This is a genomic window from Drouetiella sp. (genome assembly GCF_059504425.1).
This window is the reverse complement of record NZ_JCACIN010000013.1, coordinates 14,019-37,377: the sequence shown is the minus strand read 5'-3', so window position 1 is coordinate 37,377 and position 23,359 is coordinate 14,019. Positions and strand designations below refer to the sequence as shown.

Sequence of the window (23,359 nt, the reverse complement as noted above, 5' to 3'; positions counted from 1 at the left end):
CAGATTGAAGCTGTACATATGATTGTTCAGCCTAACTTAAGCCTCAGCTTTGTAAGGCGGCTTACTAAGCCAATAGACCTTTTCAGCAAAGGCTTTTGAAAGATCCGGGTTGCCCGTAGTAATTGCCTGATCTACTCCTAGAGATCTAGCTTTAGATCGCAGTTACCATTCGACCTTCCTTTATCTCTTCCCCTGTCCAAGAAGCGCCGCAACTAGTTAAGGAGTAAAGAATGCCTGAAACTGCACAAGAAATCTTGACAATGATTGACGAGCAGGGCATTGAACTGATTGATCTCAAGTTCGTTGACCTGCTTGGCATTTGGCAGCACTGCACATTTCACAAAAGCCTGATCGACGCAGATTCTTTTGTGAACTCTGGCGGTGTCGCTTTCGATGGTTCCAGCATCAAAGGCTGGAAGTCCATTCAAAACTCAGACATGGCGATGGTGCCCGATCCTACCACTGCCTGGATGGATCCCTTCATGGTAGAACCCACCCTCAGCATGGTGTGTACGATCGTCGATCCGCGCACGGGTCAGCTCTATGAGCGCGATCCGCGATCGATTGCTCAAAAGGCGATCGATTATCTCATCTCTACCGGAATTGGCGATAAGGTCTACTGCGGTCCTGAGCCAGAATTCTTTATATTTGACAGCATCGAATACGGGCAGTCGGGGCACGAGAGCTACTTCTTCATCGACTCAGATGAAGGAAACTGGAACTCTGGCAAAGAGGGGAGCTTGGGTTACAAGATCGGCAAGAAGCGTGGCTATTTCCCCGTTGCGCCTTCCGATATGCTGCAAGACATCCGTACAGAGATGCTGCTGACCATGGCGAGATGTGGTGTGCCGATCGAAAAGCATCACCATGAAGTGGCTGGGGGCGGTCAGTGTGAGCTGGGAATTCGCTTCTCAGACTTGGTTCATGCCGCCGATTACGTTATGACCTATAAGTACGTGGTCAAAAACGTGGCGCGCAAGTATGGCAAAACTGCTACTTTCATGCCCAAGCCCATCCATGATGACAACGGCACCGGGATGCACTCCCATATGTCGATCTGGAAGGATGGACAGCCCTTGTTTGCAGGCGACAAGTATGCGGGACTGAGCCAAACGGCACTCTGGTTCATCGGCGGTCTAATCAAACACGCTAAGTCGCTGCTGGCATTCACCAACCCTACGGTCAACTCCTACAAGCGGCTAGTTCCAGGATTTGAGGCTCCGGTTAACCTGGCCTATTCTGCCGGAAACCGCTCGGCATCCATTCGGATTCCCCTCTCTGGCACCAATCCCAAGGCAAAGCGCCTAGAGTTTCGCTGTCCTGATGCTTCTAGCAATCCTTACCTCACTTTTGCTTCTATGCTTTGCGCCGGATTGGATGGCATTAAGAACCAAATTGATCCCGGCGAACCCTTAGATGTAGACATTTACGAAATGTCTCCTGAAGAGCTGGCAAAGGTGCCCAAGGCTCCGGCAAACTTGGGTGAAGCATTGGCAAACCTGGAAAGCGATCACGAATTCTTGACCGCAGGAGGCGTTTTCCCTGAAGACTTTATTTACAACTGGGTCAAGATGAAGATGGATGATGAGGTAAGACCCCTCAGCAAGTTGCCGCATCCTTACGAGTTTGAGCTGTATTATGACTGCTAATCTGCACAACTACTAGAAGGTAAGACTGCTGATTTGCAGCTTTCGGCAAAATCTTGAAGCTTGAAGAAAAAGTGCGCACAGTGTGCGCACTTTTTTTGCGCAAGTTTGTACGTAGCCTGATTTCTAGGAATCAGGCTAAAGGAATACTAAATTTCGTAAATTCGGTCGCCCTGCCTCAAAAAAGTAGCTTAAAATACAGAATATAAAGCAATCGTTCATCTCTTTTAGCAACTTTTCTAAAATCCAGAGAGGTTCTGATGGAGACGGAATTAGGGGAATACTCCCGAAGGAACGCGCTTACTCAACAAGTAACGAGTTCAGGAGCCTAGTATGACGACTACTTTCAAATATCACGGCGCTGATTACAGTCTCGAACCGACCTCCTCTCCAGAATCTAAGAGCGATCGCCCTATTCAGTATGGAGGACAAATTTATACAGGTGAAGGCGACAGCTCATTTGTTCAGCCTGTAATGGGTTTGGTGTATCACGGCATTGCCTATCGCACGACCCTGAACGAGGCACTTGAGGCGACCGAGGCAACGCAATCCGCGAACAATCGACCGATCAAGCCTGTTCCTGTTCACTCAAGATTGTCTTCGCCGACTACCTCACGGGGGGCAAACCAACTGCACCGTCGGCAGCAGCTGCAATCTTTGCAGCGACGGATGGCAATTGCCAGAGCCAAGGGCGATCGTCACCTCACCCTTCAGCTTCAGAAAGAGCTAGAGGCTTTGACCGAAGCCAAGTAAAGATAAAGACCGTGTTTCCCTAGGTTGTGATGCTAGTTGTTGACGATGTCGGGTAACTAAGGTGGGGGCAATTGCCCCCACCTTAGTTCTTTAGGGGCTAATTTTCTCAAGTCCAAGTGGGGATCGCTAGAAACAGCCCTTGTTGTTTAAGAAATTATTAAAACTATCCATCCTGAAAATTTAGATCTCTGCTGCTGAATGCCCCACTCCGTAAAGCATTTTCAGCTATGGCATAGGTCATAGGCTCTCAAGACATAGCAGTGAATTGGTTTAAAGTGCGAATAATTCGATCGCACCTCAGCAAAATACTGCATGTCCTCACACAATCTAGAGTCCCTCACTTCTCACCTCGAACGCCAGACTGAAAAGCAGATTAAAAGCAATCGAGGCGCTAAATTCGACGCGTCAGACAAGTCGGGCAATGCAGCGATTTATGTAACGGTACATGGGCATTTCTACCAACCCCCCCGTGAGAACCCTTACTTGAATGCGATCGAGCGTCAGCCCAGCGCCGCCCCCTTTCACGACTGGAATGAGCGAATTCACCAGGAATGCTACCGTCCTAATGCATTTGCGCGGGTGGTGAATAGTCGAGGAGAGCTGTTGGGCATCGTCAATAATTATGAATACCTCAGCTTTAACATTGGCGCGACGCTCATGAGCTGGCTGGAGCGTCACGATCTAGAGGTCTATCAGCGAATTTTGGAAGCCGATCGCCTTAGCGCGGCAAGGCTGGGCGGTCATGGCAATGCGATCGCTCAGGTCTATAACCACATCATCCTGCCGCTGGCGAGCGAACGAGATAAGTACACGCAAATTCGCTGGGGGAAAGCTGATTTTCGATTGCGGTTTGGGCGAGATCCAGAAGGGATGTGGCTGGCAGAAACGGCGGTTGACTATCCTACCCTAACGGCTTTAGTAGCTGAAGGAATTAAGTTTATTATTTTGGCTCCTTCCCAAGCTCAGCGCTGCCGCCCTCTATCTACGGCTGAGCATCCTGATCCTGCTTGGCTAGAAGCTGCGGATAACCAAATTGACCCGACTCAGCCCTACCGCTGTTACTTGCCTGAGGCGGCAGAATACATTGACATCTTTTTCTACGACGGCCCCATCTCGCGAGACATGGGGTTCAACGATGTGCTGAGCAGTTCCCATCAGCTCGCAGAGAGAGTCGGTGAGGCTGTCCGTCAAGATCGCCCTTCAGCGCAGCTCATTTCAGTCGCCACTGATGGCGAAACCTTTGGGCATCACCGAGGCGGCACTGAAAAAGCCCTGGCTTATGCCTTTACTCAAGAGTTTCCCGATCGCCGTTGGACGGTGACAAACTTTGCTCACTACCTCAGCCTTAACCCGCCTACCTGGGAAGTAAAGCTAAAGCCTGTCACATCCTGGAGCTGTTCCCACGGGGTCGATCGCTGGCAGGATAACTGCGGCTGTGGCGGCGGCGGCAACTGGCACCAGAAATGGCGAAAGCCGCTCCGGGAAAGCCTAGACTGGCTGCGGGAGCAGCTCGTCAAGGTCTATGAAGAAAGCGGCAAGAAGCTGTTTCGAGACCCCTGGAAGGCGCGAGACGAATATATTCAGGTAATCCTCGATCGCACGCCCAGCGTCACCAGCCGTTTTTTATCACAGCATCAAACCCACAGACTCAGCGTTGCCGAACGGGTGGATGCCTTGCGGCTGTTAGAAATGCAGCGTCATGTACAGCTTATGTATACGAGCTGTGGCTGGTTCTTTGACGAACTCTCTCGTCCTGAGGGCACCCAAATTTTGCGCTATGCGGCAAGGGCGATCGAGCTGGCAGGAGACGTGTCGGGCATTCAGCTGGAGAAGGGCTTCATTAAAAGACTTTCCCTGGCTCCTAGCAACGTGACGGAGTTGTTTCAAAACGGTGCAGATGTTTATCGTCAGCTGGTGCTGCCGTCCCAAGTCAGCCTGGAGCAAGTGGCAGCTCACTATGCCATCCTGTCTCTCCTGGGCACCCGCGATCAGCATGTCTACTGCTACGGCGTTCACGCATTAGATTATCAGATGCAGAGGCTAGGAGCGCTGACTTTGGCGATCGGTCAGATTCAGCTTACCTCTGAGATGACGCGAGAAACTAGCCAGATGGCATTTGCGGTGCTGCATCTAGGCGGCTGGGACTTTCACTGCTGTGTTCAGTCTTTTACGGGTAGACGGGCGTATAGCCAAGCCAAAGAAAGTGTATTTAATGCTTTAGGGCAAGCCAGCGCTGCCCAAACTATTCTGACCATGAGCCGGATTTTTGGCAGTCAATCTTTCAGTCTGCAAGATCTATTTGCTGAGGAGCGCCATCGGATGATGCATCTGCTCAGCCAGGAAACCCTGACCCGGCTCGACCAGCTCTACACTCAGGTCTACCGAGATAACTACGGCATTCTCATGGCATTTCATCGAGATGGGCTAGAAGTGCCCCAGGAACTACAGGTGGCGGCAGAGATTGCCATCAGCCACCGCGCCATTGACTCTTTGCAGATTTTGGAGCGGGAGACTAGCGATTTTCCGTTCAACGATCCACAGCTTTGCCACAGCCACTTAGCAGAGCTAGAGGCGATCGCCCACGAAGCCGATCATCTGCACTGCCAAATTAAAATGCCGCAAATTAAGCAAATCCTGGAGCGGCTGATCTGGCGATCGCTCTGGTCAATCTTGTCTGACGCTGAACTAGATGCCCTGGATCATCTGGACTGGGTCAAGCGATTGATTGAACTAGGAGAGCGGCTACATCTGCCATTGGCGCTCGATCGCACTCAGGAGCTATACCTCAGCCAGTGGCACCGCCAAGAATCGCTGCAATCTCAGGCAGAGTTCCTAGCGCTAGGTGAGAAGTTAGCGATCGATACAAGCGCGTTCTAGATTCTAGATTTATGGCAACCGCCAAGGCGGTTAGGGCGGGGACATTTTGGTGGGGCGCGAAGCGTCCTACCAAAATGTCCTAAGCAAACTGGCGACAGCCAAAATCCAAAATCTAAAATCGACTCATTGCTTTCCTAATTTCTCAACACTTTCCAAAACGGGCAGGAGGCTCATCTTGAGCGCTTCCTTTGGAGAGAATCTGCCCATTAGCCCATAGCTCACTAAACCTGCATACTCATACATCACCAGTCTGGCTCTGTCTCCTCGGCTTAGGTCTGGCGAACCAGAACTCGGAACCGGAATGACGGTAAAGCCGAAATTTTGGAAGGTGAGCTGCGATCGCAGCATATGGGGCGCATCTGTGACCAGCAAAATTCGCTTGACGCCCTGCGGCTTCAGCACTTCTGCCGTGAACTTAGCGTTCTCATAGGTCGTGCGAGAACAACCTTCTCCCGTCAGATCTTGCTCAGGAATTCCTTTGTTATGCAGTTGCTCAACAATTTTAGGCGCATCCTGAATGCCGCTAGCAAAAATCAGCGGCGCTCTTTTCTCTTCCCAGAGCTTAGCCGCCGCCTCAACCCGCGAAGGATTCAGCGATTCTCCGCGCCCCAAAACCACGACTGCGTCAGCAGCCTTGCCAGAGTCATGGGGAATTTGCTTCACCAGAGCCCGTTCGGCAAGCCGGACTGCTGGGGGAAATAACACCATCAAGTAGACCAGTGCTGAAGCAAAAACCAGCGATTGCAGCCAGCGGCGACCATACCGACGCGGAATGAAGCTCAGTATTTGAAACAAAACTAAAAATAAGGGCAGCACCAGAAACGGCTGTGTCACCCAGCTAGATACCCATCCTTTTGCGGGAAGCCAAGCGCTAGTCTCAATGGAGCAGAGGGCTGAGTTTATCATGGAGGCGACTAACATAAGAGCTTTCCTCAACTAACGACAAACACACGTCCTGCATCACCAGGACGAGCATAACAAAGCTGACGCTTAAGATTTGTTGCAAGGCGATCGTTCGACCATAAAAGTTTCGTGAAGATTTGACGATCGCAGTCCCAGCATTCCAAACACCAGAAGCGGTATAGCGTCAAACTTTTAGCCCTTTTGAAGGCAAAAATATGTTAAAATTTCAGTCAAGAGCAAGCAACTTCGTGGCGGTAACTTTAAGGCTGAGTCATGGGATTTAGCAACTACCCAAGCGCCTTTCCTACAGGGTTATTTCCGCAAGACCATCGGCTGAAAGCTCAAACTTTTGGAGTTTCTTAAATTACTATGAGTATCCCTCAAGAGCGGATTGTTCCCACAGATTTGCGGAATGAGATGTCCCGATCTTACCTGGAATACGCCATGAGCGTTATTGTGGGGCGTGCGCTACCGGATGCGAGGGATGGCTTGAAGCCTGTCCATCGACGCATTTTGTACGCCATGCATGAGCTGGGGTTGACTCACGATCGCCCTTTCCGTAAGTGCGCCCGCGTAGTGGGGGATGTGCTGGGTAAGTATCACCCCCACGGCGACACCTCCATCTATGACGCTCTGGTGCGGATGGCGCAAGACTTCTCTATGCGGATGCCGCTGATTTCGGGGCATGGCAACTTTGGTTCGATCGACAACGATCCGCCCGCCGCCATGCGATATACCGAATGTCGCCTCCATGCGCTGACGGTCAACTCCCTGCTGCGAGATATTGAATCCGAAACCGTAGGCTTTACCGACAACTTTGATGGCTCTCAGCAGGAGCCTTTAGTGCTCCCGGCACGAATTCCGCAGCTTTTGCTGAACGGCTCGTCGGGCATTGCCGTGGGCATGGCAACCAATATTCCCCCCCACAACTTAGGCGAGCTGCTGGATGGGTTGCTAGCTCTGATCCAAAACCCTGAGATTACCGACTTGGAGCTAATGGAATACATTCCAGGCCCCGACTTCCCGACGGGCGGTCAAATCCTAGGCACCAGCGGTATCCGGGAAGCCTACACAACCGGACGCGGCTCCATCACCATGCGGGGTGTGGCGACGATCGAAACCCTGGAACAGCGAGGTCGTCCCGATCGCGATGCCATCATCATCACCGAGCTGCCCTACCAGACCAACAAGGCATCGCTGATTGAAAAGATCGCCGAGATGGTCAACGAGCATCGGCTAGAGGGTATTTCTGATATTCGGGACGAGAGCGATCGCGATGGAATGCGCATCGTCATCGAACTGCGGCGCGATGCCTACGCCAGAGTCGTGTTGAATAATCTCTATAAACAGACCCCCGTCCAGGCAAACTTTGGCGTGAATATGCTGGCGCTCGTGAATAGCGAACCGCAGCTTCTGAGCCTGCGTCAGGCGCTGCAAGTTTTCCTAGATTTCCGGGTGGAAACGATTACTCGGCGCACCCGGTACGAACTCCGCAAGGCAGAAGATCGGGATCACATCCTGCAAGGTCTGCTGGTAGCACTAGCCAATCTAGATCAGCTGATTAGCATTATTCGCCATGCGGCAGATACTGCCACCGCACGTCAAGAGCTGATGGCAGCCTACAGCCTGTCGGACACTCAAGCTGACGCCATTTTGCAAATGCAGTTGCGGCGTTTGACGGCGCTAGAAGCTGAAAAGATCCAGAAGGAGCATGAGGATCTACAGCTTAGAATTGCCGATTTGCAGGATATCCTGGCGCGGCGAGAGCGAATTCTGCAAATTATTCACACGGAGGTGACTGAGATTCGGGCGGCTCACGTTTCCCCACGCCGCACCATTATTGAAACAGCAGATGGTGAGCTGGGCGATATGGACTTGATTGCCAATGAGCAAGCCATCCTCTTGCTGACTGAGCAGGGCTACATTAAGCGGATGCCTGTCAGCACCTTTGAAGCCCAGAGTCGAGCTACGCGCGGCAAAGCTGGCACCCGCATGAAGGAAGATGACGGGATTCAGCACTTCTTAACCTGCAACGATCACGACAGCATCTTGTTTTTCAGCGATCGCGGCATTTCCTACTGCCTCAGAGCCTACCAGATTCCTACAGCTTCACGAACCGCAAAAGGTACGCCGATCGTGCAGATGCTGCCGATTTCCCATCAGGAAAAAATCACCTCCATCATTCCGGTGTCGGCGTTTACCGATGACGAGTATCTGGTGATGCTGACGCAGAAAGGCTTTATCAAAAAAACCGAGCTTTCTGCCTTCAGCCATATTCGCGCCAACGGTCTGATCGCCATTTCCTTAGAGGAAGAAGATCAGCTTCGCTGGGTGCGTCTGGCAAGGGCAGAGGATAGCGTCATGATTGGCACCCGGCAGGGTATGACGATTCACTTCCGCTCAAATCATGAGCAGTTGCGTCCTCTAGGCAGACCTACACGCGGGGTGAAATCAATGGCGCTTCGCAAAGGGGATGAGCTGATCAGTATGGACATCCTACCGAGTCAGGTGGTTGCCAGCATTGCCGAAAGCGAGGATGCCGAGGTCGAGGCTGACTCTGAAGAGCTAGAAGTGGATGAACGGAGCCAAGGCCCTTGGGCGTTGGTAATCACCATGGGAGGCTTGGGTAAGCGGGTTCCGGTGGGGCAATTCCGGCTGCAAAGACGAGCTGGACTAGGGCTACGCGCTATTAAATTCCGCAAACCGGGCGATCGCCTAGCTGCCCTACAGGTCGTGAATGAAAATGACGAAATCATCATCGTCACCAGTCGAGGCATCATTATTCGCCAAACCGTCAACGCGATTTCCTGCCAGTCACGGGCGGCAACCGGGGTGCGGGTACAGCGATTGGATGAAGATGACGCGATTGTTGGCATCGCTTTGGTGCCGCCTTCAGGGGAGGAGACTACGGTGGACGTAGCGGTCGAAGGGACAGAGGGAACGGCGATCGAGATCCTAAATCAACTGATGTCTAGCACAGAGCCTAATGGGGAGCCTGATGCAGAAGCAATCGCAGAAGAGGGTCTTGCAGAAGAAGATGTCCTGGAAGAAGGAGAAGCCGATATTATCGAGCCTCTGACAGAATAATATCCAGACTCTCGGCTGCAATCTCATAGGGGCTATTGATGATCTGGCGACCGCCTTCATTCGTCCAAATGGCGATCGTCAGATCATGCACAGGCAGGTAGAGCAAAATTGAGGAAAAGCCTGTAGTGTTGCCCGTTTGCCCCCAAGCTTCTCCCCAAGACATCAGCAGATGCCGGATGCCAAACCCATAGCCGCCCTTGCCATCCTCAAGGGTCAACATTTGCCGCAGTGCGTTGGGGTAAAGCAGGGCATTGTTTGAGCCTGAATTCTCTATCCTTGGGTTTTCTATAAAGAGCGCCTGAAGAAAGCGTGTGAGGTCGGGCGTGTTAGAAACAATGCCGCTGTCACCCAACCCCAAGCCCATATTAATTAAGGGCTGGGTGACGTTCTCTAGCTTGCCATCGCCGTCCCAATCGTCATAGCCCTGGGCAAATCCGCCCGGAATCGGATCATGTCGCTCTAAAAAAGTGTTGGTCAGCTTCAATGGCTTAGAGATGCGATCGCGCAACACCTTTGCCAGAGGTTGACCCGTCACCTGCTCTATGATGATTTGCAGCAGCAAATAGTTAGTAGAAGAATGAAAGTAGACATCTTTAGGGACTGCCAATTCTCGCTGGGGTAGAAACTCCAGAACTTTTTGAGCCGTCCACTCACGCTTGGGATTCGTCAGCACCGCCTGCTTAAAAGCCTGCGGATCGGGTTCTGCTAGACTACTCGTGTGGTTGAGCAACTGTCGCACCGTGACAGACCTGCTGTTTTCTAGCTGAGCCATAACGGCTTTGGGCAAATAGGCGCTAATTTGCCCATCCAGATCCAGGCTGTCACTTGCAGTCAGCTGAAGGCAAATGACTGCAATAAATAGCTCAGTCAAGTTACCAATACGAAAGCGATCGGTGGGCTTGAGCGAGATATCTGACTTGCGATCGCTGACTCCAGCAGCCCCCATCCATACGCCGTCGGACGTGGCAATATGCAGCACTACGCCGGGTAGCTCATCATCGCCAACGCTCTGGTCAAGCAACCGCTGCAACCGACGCGTCACCTTGGGCGGAAAAGGCTGGAGCTTGCCCTGAGTCCGAGCTGCCGACCAGGTTTGTAAAGGTACAATCGCCCTTTCTATAGTCTCCTGACCCATGCAACCTGTCAGAGCTAATGTGACCACAAGAGATAATGTAAGAAGAATGGCGATCGTCAAACTCTTAACCTTGATCCGCTTTTTCAGGCGATCGCCCATGACGTAATCCTGTCTTTATGGTGAATGAATAAGCCTAACGACCGCACCTGTAAGTAACTCCTGAAAAGTATAGCTGTCGCTAGTTTGCTTAGGACGTTTAGGGTGGGGCGCTAAGTGCCCTACCCTAAACGTCTCCGTCCTAACCGCCTCGGCGGTTGCCATAGCTCTAATGTCTCCAATGTATAGTGATTTCAACGCAGCAGAGTGATTCCAACGCAGCCTCAAAAAACTAATGCTTCCCCTCTATATCGCCGCTTTACAACAGAATGGCGGCTTCTAGTGGCTCTGAGCAGTGGCATCCTCATGGGTCTAACCCCTGCTCCAGCTAATCTATGGATGCTTGCTTGGGTAGCGTTGGCTCCCTTGTGGATATTGGTGATGGGAACTGAAAAGGTCAGGTTGAGGCGCTCTTGCAGCTATGCTCTGGTTTGGGGGATTGGCTACCATGGGCTGGCACTGTCTTGGATTACCGGACTGCACCCGCTGACTTGGATGGGCGTACCCTGGCTGGCAAGCATAGCCATTACGATCGCTTGCTGGATCATCGTGACGCTTTGGGGTGCGGCGATCGCCGTGACTTGGGCAGCAGGCGTTAGCCTTTGGCTGAGTTGGAGCCAGCAGAGTACAAAGAGGCAATCGCCCTTCAGTCGTATCCTGATTGGCACTGCCCTATGGTGCGCTGTAGAAGCGTTTTGGAGTCAGGGAATCTTGTACTGGACATCGCTGTCCTACACGCAAAGCCCTCACAATCTGCTGATTCTGCATCTAGGACAGCTTTCGGGAGAGTCGGCGGTCACAGCAGCGATCGTACTGGTGAATGCTTGCCTCGCCGAAGCCTGGATCTCCCTGAAGCTGAGAAACATCTTTCAGGCGCGGGTTCTGCTGCTGGCAAGTCTGCTCAGCCTGGTTAGCCTGCACCTAATAGGCTGGGGGCTATACCGTCAGCCGATCGCCAATTCTCCCGAAGCTTCGCTGAAAGTCGGCATCATTCAGGGCAATGTGCCAACGCGGATTAAGCTGTTTGAACAGGGTGAAAAACTGGCGATCGATCGCTATGTTCAGGGCTACAACAAGCTAGTAGATGAAGGCGTAGAAGCCGTCCTTACGCCGGAAGGCAGCTTTCCCTGGCTGTGGGTTGGGCGACCCAATCAGGCTCAGAATCCGCTCTATCAGGCGATTCGATCGCGGGGCGTACTGGCTTGGGTAGGGACAGTTGGCATACGCCAGAGCAACATTACCCAGACGCTGTTTACCATCACCGGAGCCGGGGAAATCTTTAGCCGCTATGACAAGGTGAAACTGGTGCCCTTGGGGGAATATGTGCCGTTTGAGGCGGCGTTAGGGGGCTTCATTGGTCGGCTCTCGCCCGTAGGAGCCTCAATGCTGCCCGGAGATCCTCATCAAACCTTAGATACGCCGTTTGGACAGGCGATCGCCGGGATTTGCTATGAATCGGCTTTTCCTGAAATCTTTCGGCAACAGGCGATCGCAGGCGGGCAGTTCATCCTGACTGCCTCCAACAACGATCCCTACAGTGCCGCAATGATGGCACAGCACCATGCCCAAGACGTAATGCGCGCTGTTGAAACCGATCGCTGGGCGGTACGAGCCACCAATACTGGCTTTTCGGGCATTGTTGATCCCCACGGCAAAACCCAGTGGCTCTCAGGCTTCCGCACTTATGAAACCCATGCTCATACGATCTATCGTCGCCAGACTCGTACGCTTTACGCAGAGCGGGGAGATTGGCTGATGCCGCTGCTGGTAATTGGGGCGATCGGGGTAGGGGCGATCGGGGTAGGGGCGATCGAGATAATGGGCGATCGACAATAGCTCTATCGGTCGCTCTACTGCTTTTCCACCTTATAGACATGAAAATTGCTCAGCACCCCTGCCGTTTCAAAGTGATAGCTGGGTAGCGAATCACCCAAAAAATCGGGCAGGAGTTCTCCAGGGACTAGATCGGTCTTGTAAATGCTGAGGAAAAGGAAGTTTTGGCGCTGAGTATTGGCGGAAACTAGGTTCTGAATTTGAGACTGATTGGACTTAACTAGAGAATTGCAGGGGGCTTGGAGGGCAATGCCTGCCTTGGAGCAGGTGTCTTCCTGCAAATATTCACCCAGCTTTTGAGCTGCAAATTCTTCGTAGGCAGTCTGATCAGGATTGGTAATGGCTGTGGCGGCTGCCAATCCCAACAGCACCAGTCCGAGCAGTGAGGCAGTGAGCTTGAGCGGAGTCATGACGATCGCGGTAGTAGAGGGCAGTGGAATGTTCGATCGTTGCAGATCAAAGTTATGGATAAATTAATTCTGCGTAGGTCGAGAGCTTAAACAAATGGGAATAACTTAGGGATATAGCACCGCCAAGGCGGTTAGGACAGGGACATTTTTGGTGGGGCGCAGCGCCCCACCAAAAATGTTTTAAGCAAACTGGCGACAGCTATAGCTACAGAGGCAAAGGTTGATTTTACTCATTTCAACAACGTAACAGAATGTAAAAAAAGAAATGGGTCAGGCTCCAGCAGACGTATCATCACTGCGAATATTATTTACGCTCGAATGATTTTGCTCTCTGACTGTTTGATTAAGAGTTAAGAGCGAAGTTTTGTCTGGATGTGAAAACAGTTTTTTTGTTGTCACAAAAATATAAATCGATTAAAGTCTAGCTACACCTGTAGGACTCCAAGAATGGTATACACCTCAACGTCAGAGCATCCCATGATTAGCCCCCTTGAACCGATGGATTTTTCATCGCTGCTTGATCCCTCGCTGCTCCAAACCGCTCGCCAGATTTACCGAACCTATTACGAAGTTCATCCCGAACAGGTTCGCCGCCCGATTGGGATTGCGATCGATCGGAACAACCATCGCGGTAAGCTAATCTTCGGACAGAAGCCTATCCTATTGCCCAAAGAGTGTTTTGTCCCCCTCAGCCAAATTGAGTCTGGGCTGCTTTAATGAGTTTTTCGTTACGACCCAAAATTTAGGGCGATCTATATTTCAGGCAGATATGGGCAATGGGATTGCCTTGGGGATTGACAAGGGCAAAAGCTGGGGGTTAGTTTTATGGCACCAAATCTATCTGCCATGACAAGTCTGCCCTGACAATTGCTGAGTTGATGCGGTATCTTTCCGAGCACAGAAACGGGCAGGAAACTTTCAGGGCCGCATTGGAAGTTTTGATGAGTCGGCGTAACCCAGCAAATCGGCAGCATTATCCTTTTAATCTTGCTAATCCTGAGCGTGAGGTCAAGCTTCTTTCTGGGAAAAAGCTCGATCGGTCTGAGCATTCATTACTGGGCATTCATTTGGTTACTTACCGAGATATCGAAGCTGCCGCCGCTCGATTACAGGGGCAAGCAAACCTAACGCCCGTGATCACCTCTCGGACGGTGAACGATCGCACCCGCAGCCAGGTGTTTTTTAAGTGCGAGAACTTTCAGAGAACCGGATCATTTAAGTTTCGGGGAGCCTACAGCGCTCTATCCAACCTGTCCCCAGCGCAAAGGCAGTGTGGCGTTGTCACCTATTCCTCTGGCAATCATGCCCAGGCGATCGCCCTTTCTGGCAAGTTGCTGGGAATTCCTACGGCGATCGTCATGCCTCAAGATGCGCCGTTGGTGAAGCAGGAGGCAACGCGGGGCTACGGGGCTGAAATTATTTTCTACGATCGCGCCAGCGGCCAACGAGAGGATTTGTGTCGGCAGCTTGCCCAAGAGCGTGGTGCTGTCATCATTCCACCATTTGATCATGTAGACGTGATTGCTGGACAGGGTACAGCTGCTCAAGAGCTGATTCAAGCAGTGGGCGCGATCGATCTGCTGCTAGTGTGCTGTGGGGGCGGAGGCTTGCTGTCGGGCTGTGCTATTGCTGCAGATGCCCTCTCGCCGGGATGCCGCGTCATTGGCGTAGAGCCGGAAGCCGGAGATGACATGACGCGATCGTTTCAAACCCGCACACTGCAATCGGTGAGCCACCCTAAAACGATCGCGGATGGGGCAAGAACGCTCCGTCCCGGCGAGCTAACTTTGCCGCTGGTTTTGCGCTATGTGCAAGACATGGTGACAGTTTCGGATCAGGCATTGCTGCGATCGATGTTCTTTCTCTGGGAGCGGATGAAGCTGATCGTAGAACCAACAGGAGCACTGGCAACTGCTGCCCTGCTAGAAGGAATTGTCAGCGCGCCCGATCGCCGCATTGGCGTAATCATCAGCGGCGGCAATGCCGATATTCAGCAGCTTGCCCACCTCAGAGCATCCTAGAACGCCTGAATCCACTCCATGACTTCGTATTCTGTCCAGATGCCGTTTTGCCAGTAGGGGTCAGCTTCCACCAACTGACGTGCAGCGGTTTCATCGGCAGCTTCGTATACACCAAACACGCGAGTCAAATCTTGGGTTGGTCCGATCGTCACCAAAGAACCTGCTGTCTTTAGCTCAGTTAGGCGATCGAGGTGAGCCTGACGGTAAGGAGCGCGTTTTTCTAGAACATTGTTGCAGTAACTACCCCAAAGCACATATTTAGGCATAGGTCTCTATAAAATTAAAGTAATTCAAGATATATAACCGTAATCATCGGGCTTAGGACATTTTTGAGGGCGCTCTCCGCGCGCGCTCAAAAATGTCCCTGCCCTAACCGCTGTAAATACAGCGATAAAATCGCCTCAGCTTCTCAACTCCGCCTGGAATTTCTCCTCCAGCACTTCCCGCACCTTCTGCTGAATCGGGTCAACATCTTGGTCAGTCAGGGTGCGATCGTCCGTCCGGTAGACCAACCGAAACGCCAGACTCCGCTTGCCCTCTGGCACATTTTCACCCTTATATTCATCAAATAGCGCTACAGATTCCAGCAGCTTGCCTCCCGCATGTTTAAGGGCACGCTCGATCTCGGCAACCGAGAACTGGGTGGGCGCAAAGAAGGCAATGTCGCGATCGGCAGCCGGATAGGTAGAGTAGGAATGAAACAGCGGCACCAGCACCTCATCTCGCACCATGTGATTGACGATGGCTTCCAGACTTAGCTCAAACACATAGACCGCATCAGGTAAGCCGCGCTCTTGGCGAATCTGGGGATGGAGCTGACCTAATGTGCCCAAGCGGTTGCCGTTAATCCACAGAGATGCTGTGCGTCCAGGGTGCAGAAGCGCATTGCGGCGATCGGGCTGATATTCCACATCTAGCTTCAGCCGTTTGAACGCGCTTTCTAGGATGCCCTTTGCTTCAAACCAGGTGAGCGGCTGCTCTTTGCCACTCTGCACCCAGCGCTCCTGAACAGGATCACCGCCCATAATGCCCGACACTAGATCCGTTTCGTCTAGCCCGTCTTCCTCGCGCCAAAATACTCGCCCGATCTCAAAGGCATTTAGCGCGCCGTTGCCCTGCTCCAGGTTGTACTGGAAGGCATCAATGAGCGCCGAAAGCAGCTCGGTACGCAGGGCAGAATATTCCACAAACAGCGGATTTGCTAGGGAAACCTGATTGTCGGCTTCGGCTTTCACCAGAGAATAGTGCAGCACTTCCGTCAGACCCGCCGCCCGGAACGCGGCATGAATTTTGCGCAGAGCCGCCGCCTCATCGGGCAAGTATCCTGCTTCACTCTTATCGGGCAAGGTGTCGCAAAAATTGTTGTAGCCGTAGAGCCGCGCCACTTCTTCGATCAGGTCAATCTCGCGTTCCAGATCGCGGTAGCGGTAGGGTGGAACCGTCACCGTCCAAACGCCTTCACGGACAGGAGCCAGCTGACAACCCAATGCTGTCAGGGTTCGTTCTACGTCGGCAGCAGTTAATTCGCCAATGTCTTCTTCGGTTAGCTCGTCGGCTTTGACCGATGGGTTGAGAATCACCAGACCTAAGACCTGATTGACGCGCTCTAATCGCAGCTCGATCGCCCTAGGTTCTTTTGCTAGACGGGCATCGTCTACTGCCTGGATGCCAACTGTACCGCCTGCCAGTTCTGTAATTAGCTGGAGCGCTCGCCGACCTGCCGTTTCTAGCGCCGCTGGATTAACACCCCGCTCATAGCGGGCAGAAGCTTCAGTGCGCAGCCCTTGAGAACGAGCCGATCGCCGGATTGCCACGGTATCAAAGATCGCGGCTTCCAGTAGGATATTTTGCGTGCTAGCAGAAACCTCCGTTTCTTCGCCACCCATAACACCTGCTAGGGCTACGGGATGGTCATTGGCGGTAATTAGCAATGCCTGGTCTTGCAGCGTTCTCACCTGGCTGTCGAGGGTAGTTAAGGTTTCGCCGGAACGGGCAAAACGCACGCCGATCGCCAGATTTTCACCTGTTGTAACTCCACTTGTCCCCACTCCAGAAAGGCGATCGTAATCAAAGGCATGAAGCGGCTGTCCCCATTCCAGCAGCACAAAATTAGTGACATCCACGACGTTGTTGATCGGTCGGGTTCCAGCAGCCAGCAGCTTGCGTTGCAGCCAGAGGGGGGAAGGAGCGATTTTGAGTCCGGCGATCGCGGTACCCATATAAATCAGACAGGCGATCGGCTCAGAGACTTTGACGGTGAGGGTGTCGCCTTGAGCTACCGGAATTTCGGGCACATCTGGCAGTTTCAGCGCTCCGCCCGTTAGCGCGGCAACTTCGCGGGCAATACCCACCATGCTTAGGGCATCGGCTCGGTTTGCCGTCGAGGTCAGATCCAGCACGACATCATCCAGCCCTAAATAGGGTCGGGCATCATGTCCAGGCTTCAGGTCGGGCTGCAAAAAAATATGAATGCCTTCAGATTCCTTGGCCAAGCCTACTTCAGCCAGGGAACAAATCATCCCTTCTGAGGGCACGTCTCGCAGCTTACGGGGCTTAATCTTCAGGTCGATTTTGGGCAGGTAGGTGCCCAACGTCGCCACAGGCACAAAGATATCGGCACGGACATTTGCGGCTCCACAGACGATCGTCGAAGGTTCTGCCGCCCCAATGTCCACTGTGCAGACGCTGAGCTTATCAGCATTGGGGTGAGGTTCGCGCGTCAGGACTTTGCCAATCACTACGCCATCCGCCCAAGTGCGGCGATCTTCAATCTCTTCCACCTCAAACCCTGCCATGGTCAATGTATTTGCCAGCTCCTCAGGAGTGAGGGTGAAGTCTACCAGTTCCTGTAGCCAGTTTAAAGAGATCCGCATTGCGCCGCCTGTGTTCTGTCGATCGAGGGTAACTTGATCAGAGGTGATTTTCTCACATCTTGCTAATTCTATCGCTCTATGGTCAGTGGTTCCATGGGGGAGGTCGCTTGCTTCTTCCAGAGTAGGCATCCGTTAGAATTGGAATACCTTTTGCGATCGCTCCATGTCTCTCGACTCCCCTATCGAATTTCAAGACTCCTTTGATGTCATCGTCGTTGGAGCCGGACACGCAGGCTGTGAAGCGGCTCTCGCCTCTGCGCGGCTGGGCTGCCGGACGCTGCTGCTCACCCTCAACCTCGACAAAATCGCTTGGCAGCCCTGTAACCCTGCCGTGGGGGGGCCAGCAAAATCGCAGTTGACTCACGAAGTAGACGCTCTGGGCGGCGAAATCGGCAAAATCGCCGATCGCACCTATCTGCAAAAACGGGTGCTGAATATCTCGCGAGGGCCAGCAGTCTGGGCGCTACGGGCACAAACGGACAAGCGAGAATATGCGGCGGTGATGAAAACCCTGATCGAAAATCAGGAAAACCTGTTCGTGCGCGAGAGCATGGTTACAGATCTAGTCCTGGGCAAGAATCAGGAGGTTGTGGGCGTTGAGACCTACTTTGGCGTGGCGTTTGAATGCAAGGCGGTAGTGCTGACGACCGGAACTTTTCTGGGCGGCGTGATTTGGGTGGGCAACAAGTCCATGGCAGCCGGACGCGCCGGGGAATTTGCGGCGATCGGGCTAACGGAAACCCTTAATCGACTGGGCTTTGAGACAGGACGGCTGAAAACAGGTACCCCGGCAAGGGTCGATCGGCGATCGGTGGACTACAGCCAAATGGAGCTTCAGCCGGGAGATGCTGAGGTGCGCTGGTTCAGCTTTGATCCAGAAGTTTGGGTTGAGCGGGAGCAAATGCCCTGCCACCTGACCCGCACCACCCCCGAAACCCATCGGCTCATTCGCGAAAATCTGCACCTATCTCCTGTCTACGGCGGCTGGGTGGATTCCAAAGGTCCGCGCTACTGCCCCAGCATTGAGGACAAGATCGTTCGGTTCGCTGATAAGGAATCTCATCAGATTTTTATTGAACCCGAAGGACGAGATATCCCGGAACTATACATCCAGGGCTTCTCAACCGGACTGCCAGAAAGCCTTCAGGTGCAGTTATTGCGATCGCTCCCCGGTCTGGGAAACTGCACGATGCTGCGTCCGGCGTACGCCGTGGATTATGACTACCTCCCGGCAACCCAGTGCTACCCGACGATGATGACCAAAAAAGTCGAGGGGCTGTTTTGCGCGGGGCAAATTAACGGCACTACGGGCTATGAAGAAGCTGCCGCCCAAGGTCTAGTTGCCGGACTCAACGCGGCTCGGCTCTGTCGCGGACAGGAGATGATCGTCTTCCCCCGTGAACACAGCTACATTGGCACCTTGCTAGATGACCTCTGCACCAAAGATCTGCGAGAGCCATACCGCATGCTGACCTCGCGATCGGAATATCGGCTGCTGCTGCGATCGGACAATGCCGACCAGCGCCTCACGCCTTTGGGGCGCGAAATTGGGCTGATTGACGATCGCCGTTGGCAGATGTTTAGCCGCAAGCAGGAAAACATTACTGCCGAGAAAGAGCGACTGTACTCTACTCGCATTAAAGAGCATGAGCCGATCGGACAGCAGATTTTCGCGGATACCCAACAAGCCATCAAAGGTTCTGTCACCCTAGCCGACTTGCTGCGTCGTCCCGGCATTCACTATGTCGATCTCGATCGCTACCAGCTCGGCAATTCTGATCTGACTCCTGCCGAACGGGATGGGGCAGAAATTGACATCAAATACTCCGGCTATATTCAGCGGCAGCAGAACCAGATCGATCAGATCATTCGGCAAGCCCACCGATCGCTGCCCCCTGACCTGGACTATATGGCGATCGGCACTCTTTCCATGGAGTCGCGGGAGAAGCTGTCTAAGATTCAGCCTTTGACGATCGGACAAGCCGCCCGAATTGGAGGCGTGAATCCGGCGGATGTAAATGCGCTGCTGCTTTATTTGGAGATTCGATCGCGTCCTGAAACCCCTCGGCAAACGGTTACGTCCTGATAGGAATTGGAGGATTAAAAGCTAGATTCCGGCTTCAGAATTTTGACGCTAAAATTCAGGATTCCATTTTCTAGAGTTGTGTTATGATTCTGCCCTAAAGTTCCAAACGAGGCGGCAGATTGCCACAATCAGTTTGAACTTACTCCTCTTACTGACCAGGCGATCGCGTATGTCTCAAACTAGCTCCTCCCAAGCCCCTGTCCTTGACACCCCGAAAGTCACCTCTTCAACAAGCCAGATGCCGGACGCTAACTCTGATCTAAATTCCGTCATGCCTGAAGATGAAGGCGATTTTGAGTCGGTAGCCGATCGCCTGATGGATAAGCTCTTTGCCGATGTCGATCGGATGCTCGATCGAGATATTGATCTTTTGCCTGAGCCATCTGTACAGTCGCCCTCTCTCCAAGCGGACACAGCTTCCTTTCAGTCTGCTGAGCCGCAAAGTCTGGTAATATCGCCCAAGCTTTCTCCACGCCCATCGCTCTTAGAGCAGGCTGAAACTAAGGAGGAGCTGTCCGACCTAGCAGAGCTGATGGCAGAGGTTGAGGAGGCACCTCAGAATCGCTCCTACGACAAGCTGCTGCTGAGCCTAGTGGTGGTTGCACTGGTGGCGGTAGGTGGGGCGTGGTTTTACTTCCGCAATCGCCTGACTCCTGCCGTTACCGTTGTGCCGCCTTCGGCAACTCAGATTCAGTCGCAAAAAGACCAGGAGTTTCTGGACTACGTGAGCCGATCGCTCGATCGCCTAGAGCGAGATGCCAAAGCTCAGCGTCAAGCCGCAACGATCGCCGCTGCTGCTCCTTCCCCCAGCCCTAGCCCCTCTACAGTGCTAGAGCGAGTTTACATTCCCATCTACCAGTCGCCTGTTGCCGCCAGTCCAGCGCTACCTGCTGTTCCGCAAACCCTTCCTCAGGCGCTTCCTCAGATTCCTCAAATCGGCTCCCCAACTGCGCCTCAAGTGACTACTGCCCCTGCGACAACCCCAAACATCACATCGGCTGCAACCCGTGTTTTGATCGGCGTGTTGGAATTGGGCGATCGCTCCGCAGCCTTATTTGAAATTGATGGTGCGCCCCAGAGAATTCAAATCGGCGAATCGATTGGGGGTAGCGGCTGGACGCTAGTTTCCATCAAAAATCAGGAGGCGATCGTGCGGCGAAATGGCGAAGTGCGATCGATTTACGTGGGGCAAAAGTTTTAGGAGACCATTAGATTCAGCGGAAGTAGATTCAGCGGAAGTAGATTCAGCGGAAGCAACCTTGGTTGAAGAGCAAACTTAAAGCAATCTTCAGTTGCATAACCCCCCTTAACCAAGCGCAAAGCGCCGGAAGACCATGAAATTTTGCAAGGTTGCAGACATTATTGACTATCAGCATCCTGACTTTGAAGCAGCAGAGGCTTTGCTGGCATTAGAAGATCGCAACCGTAAAACCTGGGAATATCTGCAAGTTTATACTGGGCTACAGCAGTTGGGGCTACTCAATGGAGAATCAATTGCCTTAGGTTTAGGTGTTGGCACAGAGTCGCTGATTTACGCCTTTACTAACGTTTGCCAGAAGGTAGTTGCCACAGATCTATACAAATCCCAGAACTGGTCTACCGCTGCCCTATCTACCGATGCAGTGTATGAAGCTAACCCGTTTCCCTATCAGCGCGATCGGCTAGTCGTTCAGCATATGGACATGACTCAGGTAGAGTACCCAGACGCAAGCTTTGACTTTGTGTGGAGCTGCTGCTCTATTGAGCATGTCAATAACTTTCAAGAGCTGCACAAAGTATTTCAGGAGATTCATCGCGTCTTGAAACCAGGGGGTATTGCTGCCCTGACCACAGAATATAATCCCACTCAGCAGCACAGCTACGAGCCTAATATGCTGTTTACCGATCAACATTGGCTCGATCGCTGGATGACTGGCGCTGATCCTTTAATCCGAGGTCTTGACCTGCTCGACTCGATCGACTATACCGCCAGTCCTTCACCTGAGAATGCTCCGGAACCCCTCAGAGCGCCACGCCACGCCATTGCCCTCTACAGCCGAGACATTGTGATTACTAGCATCGCTTTCTTTTTACGAAAGCAAGGAGAGTTTTCGCAGCCTTATCATGAACAGTGGCTGCCAGTTGCGGTGCAGCAGTATCTCGCGGGCTGCGATCGGCAAATTGCAAGAGATTTTCAGGGAGCAGAGCTTCTGCTGTCCCCATTGTCAAAAGATCTGTTGTTATCCCCCAGACTTCGCGTTGCTGCTTGTCATCGGCTGACGGTGGCGCTGAAAGAGCAAGGCAAAGATCAAGAAATTGTTGCCGTCCTTAAAGATCTAATTCCGGCTTGCCAGCAGACTCAAGATCCCAACCACCTGCTGCCTTTGGCGCATCAGTGCAAACGGGTTGGGCTATGGGAAGAAGCAAAGCTGTTGTATGAACAAGTTGAAGAATTAGCTGGCTGTGCAGACAACCAAGTCGTGCGGAGTTTCATGGGTCAAGCAGACTATTTTGTCCATCAGGGTGATCAGCACACTGCGCTGACGCTTTTAGACAAAGCGGCAAGCCTGCCCTTCATCGAACACTCAAAGGAAAAGCCGCACCTGTATTTTCGTCGGGCTTCTTATTTACAAAGGCTAAGGCAGTTTGAGGAGGCGATCGACACCTACTCTCTTGCTAAAACCATGACGGGTGATACAGATTTTCAGGAAAAGTGTAATCTACGCATCGCTAAATGCCAGCAGGAGCTTAAGCCACCACCCCCTAAGCCGCCTGTTGAACGCAGGAATAAGCTGAAAGCGATCGGCTCTCTATTAAGAGGGTTGTTTAATCGCTGATGTATCCGTAATCACCGGGCTGAGGGCATTTTTGAGGGCGCGCTGAGCGCGCCCTCAAAAATGCTCCCGTCCTAACTTCCGTGAATACAGCTACATATCCGACGATCGAATGATAGAGTTTAGTCCCTTGTGTACGATAAAAACATAGATTTTTCAACGGGAGTAGCCGCTATGGGGTTGTTTGAGGATTTCAGCACATTTTTAGAGATGCGGCTAGAGGAGTTTCTTCGTAGCAATCCTGATCTGGAGCTAATGGCGCTAGAGGAAAAGCTGAGGGAACAGGAAGAAGAAACAATTCGTCTGTTGGCGGACTTGCGTCTACGAGAAAAGAAAATTCAAGACGAGATTCTGGCGACAGCCCAGGAAGTCCAACGTTGGCATGTGCGAATTGAAAAAGCCAAAACAGCACAGCGGCTAGATTTGCTGAAGCCAGCAGAAGAACGAGAGGCGGCTTTATTGCGTCAAGGCAACCAGCTATGGGGGCAAATGGAGGTCGTGAAAGGTCGGATTAAACAGGCGGCAGAACTACATCAGCAAATCCAGGCTCGCAAGCAGGAAGTTAAAACGAAGATAGTTGAGGCTCAAGCTCAGGCTCAGGCGGCAAAAGCTTCGGCATCTCAAGCAGCCGCTTCTCAGGCAACTGAGCAAGTTGAGCAAAAGTGGCAAACTTCAGGATGGAATCAGAACTACCGATTCGATGGTTCAAGCGCTGATCCCCTTGAGCAAAAGTTTAAGCAATGGGAAACCGAAGAAGAGCTAGAACGGCTCAAACGTCAGATGGGACGTTAGCTCATTCAGTCAAGCTATCTAGAGCTTTCCACAG

General features: G+C 52.5%; 16 protein-coding genes and 1 riboswitch. Of the genes, 11 read left to right on the top strand and 5 right to left on the bottom strand.

The annotated features are described in order from the left end of the window. Nucleotides 1–230: 230 nt before the first annotated feature. The 3 genes from glnA (at nucleotide 231) to AC5JMP_RS02725 (ending at nucleotide 5,276) form a co-directional block, all read left to right on the top strand. The gene (glnA, locus tag AC5JMP_RS02735; protein WP_495849891.1) at nucleotides 231–1,649 is read left to right on the top strand and encodes a type I glutamate--ammonia ligase; all 1,419 of its coding nucleotides are present in this window, start codon (nucleotides 231–233) and stop codon (nucleotides 1,647–1,649) included. A gap of 210 nt (nucleotides 1,650–1,859) precedes the next feature. Then, a riboswitch (Glutamine riboswitch) is annotated at nucleotides 1,860–1,947 on the top strand. Between the two features lie 32 nt (nucleotides 1,948–1,979). Next, nucleotides 1,980–2,399 (top strand): hypothetical protein, encoded by a 420-nt coding sequence (locus AC5JMP_RS02730; protein ID WP_495849890.1) that lies wholly within the window; start codon nucleotides 1,980–1,982, stop codon nucleotides 2,397–2,399. 312 nt (nucleotides 2,400–2,711) lie between these two features. Beyond that, complete coding sequence (locus AC5JMP_RS02725; protein ID WP_495849889.1) at nucleotides 2,712–5,276, top strand: DUF3536 domain-containing protein; 2,565 nt, start codon at nucleotides 2,712–2,714, stop codon at nucleotides 5,274–5,276. A 123-nt stretch (nucleotides 5,277–5,399) separates the two neighbouring features. On the opposite strand, the gene AC5JMP_RS02720 is transcribed toward AC5JMP_RS02725, so the two are convergent. Further along, entirely contained in the window at nucleotides 5,400–6,182 is a 783-nt protein-coding gene (locus AC5JMP_RS02720) for a YdcF family protein (protein WP_495849888.1), read from the bottom strand. 366 nt (nucleotides 6,183–6,548) lie between these two features. Between AC5JMP_RS02720 and gyrA the strand changes: the two genes are divergently transcribed. Continuing rightward, nucleotides 6,549–9,266 carry a DNA topoisomerase (ATP-hydrolyzing) subunit A gene (gene gyrA / locus AC5JMP_RS02715; protein WP_495849887.1) on the top strand — a complete coding sequence of 906 codons (2,718 nt, stop codon included), beginning with the start codon at nucleotides 6,549–6,551 and terminating at the stop codon, nucleotides 9,264–9,266. Here the strand turns inward: gyrA and AC5JMP_RS02710 are convergent. After that, nucleotides 9,244–10,500 carry a serine hydrolase domain-containing protein gene (locus AC5JMP_RS02710; protein ID WP_495849886.1) on the bottom strand — a complete coding sequence of 419 codons (1,257 nt, stop codon included), beginning with the start codon at nucleotides 10,498–10,500 and terminating at the stop codon, nucleotides 9,244–9,246. The genes gyrA and AC5JMP_RS02710 overlap by 23 nt on opposite strands. A 204-nt stretch (nucleotides 10,501–10,704) precedes the next feature. Here AC5JMP_RS02710 and lnt point away from each other — a divergent pair, with 204 nt between their 5' ends. Further along, nucleotides 10,705–12,333, top strand: a complete 1,629-nt coding sequence (gene lnt, locus AC5JMP_RS02705; protein ID WP_495849885.1) for an apolipoprotein N-acyltransferase — start codon at nucleotides 10,705–10,707, stop codon at nucleotides 12,331–12,333. Between the two features lie 14 nt (nucleotides 12,334–12,347). Here lnt and AC5JMP_RS02700 read toward each other — a convergent pair whose 3' ends face one another. Then, nucleotides 12,348–12,740 (bottom strand): DUF4359 domain-containing protein, encoded by a 393-nt coding sequence (locus AC5JMP_RS02700; protein WP_495849884.1) that lies wholly within the window; start codon nucleotides 12,738–12,740, stop codon nucleotides 12,348–12,350. Nucleotides 12,741–13,187: 447 nt separating this feature from the next. On the opposite strand from AC5JMP_RS02700, the gene AC5JMP_RS02695 reads away from it, so the two are divergent. Together AC5JMP_RS02695 and AC5JMP_RS02690 are read left to right on the top strand one after the other, a co-directional pair. Next, nucleotides 13,188–13,457 carry a hypothetical protein gene (locus AC5JMP_RS02695; protein WP_495849883.1) on the top strand — a complete coding sequence of 90 codons (270 nt, stop codon included), beginning with the start codon at nucleotides 13,188–13,190 and terminating at the stop codon, nucleotides 13,455–13,457. A 122-nt stretch (nucleotides 13,458–13,579) separates the two neighbouring features. Then, on the top strand, nucleotides 13,580–14,761 hold the full coding sequence (locus AC5JMP_RS02690) for a threo-3-hydroxy-L-aspartate ammonia-lyase (RefSeq protein WP_495849932.1): 1,182 nt from the start codon (nucleotides 13,580–13,582) through the stop codon (nucleotides 14,759–14,761). Here AC5JMP_RS02690 and AC5JMP_RS02685 read toward each other — a convergent pair. After that, complete coding sequence (locus AC5JMP_RS02685) at nucleotides 14,758–15,027, bottom strand: YciI family protein (protein WP_495849882.1); 270 nt, start codon at nucleotides 15,025–15,027, stop codon at nucleotides 14,758–14,760. The two genes, AC5JMP_RS02690 and AC5JMP_RS02685, sit on opposite strands and share 4 nt — an antisense overlap. A gap of 135 nt (nucleotides 15,028–15,162) precedes the next feature. Then, nucleotides 15,163–17,634, bottom strand: coding sequence for a phenylalanine--tRNA ligase subunit beta (pheT, locus tag AC5JMP_RS02680; RefSeq protein WP_495849931.1), 2,472 nt, complete (start codon nucleotides 17,632–17,634; stop codon nucleotides 15,163–15,165). 163 nt (nucleotides 17,635–17,797) lie between these two features. Here pheT and mnmG point away from each other — a divergent pair, with 163 nt between their 5' ends. From mnmG to AC5JMP_RS02660, 4 genes are all read left to right on the top strand, one after another. After that, the gene (gene mnmG, locus AC5JMP_RS02675) at nucleotides 17,798–19,720 is read left to right on the top strand and encodes a tRNA uridine-5-carboxymethylaminomethyl(34) synthesis enzyme MnmG (RefSeq protein WP_495849881.1); all 1,923 of its coding nucleotides are present in this window, start codon (nucleotides 17,798–17,800) and stop codon (nucleotides 19,718–19,720) included. Nucleotides 19,721–19,889: 169 nt separating this feature from the next. Further along, nucleotides 19,890–20,921: a hypothetical protein gene (locus tag AC5JMP_RS02670; RefSeq protein ID WP_495849880.1), complete on the top strand. Its 1,032-nt coding sequence runs from the start codon at nucleotides 19,890–19,892 to the stop codon at nucleotides 20,919–20,921. 133 nt (nucleotides 20,922–21,054) lie between these two features. Next, nucleotides 21,055–22,536: a methyltransferase domain-containing protein gene (locus AC5JMP_RS02665; protein ID WP_495849879.1), complete on the top strand. Its 1,482-nt coding sequence runs from the start codon at nucleotides 21,055–21,057 to the stop codon at nucleotides 22,534–22,536. A 171-nt stretch (nucleotides 22,537–22,707) separates the two neighbouring features. Continuing rightward, nucleotides 22,708–23,325, top strand: coding sequence for a TIGR04376 family protein (locus AC5JMP_RS02660; protein ID WP_495849878.1), 618 nt, complete (start codon nucleotides 22,708–22,710; stop codon nucleotides 23,323–23,325). The last annotated feature ends 34 nt before the right edge of the window (nucleotides 23,326–23,359 follow it).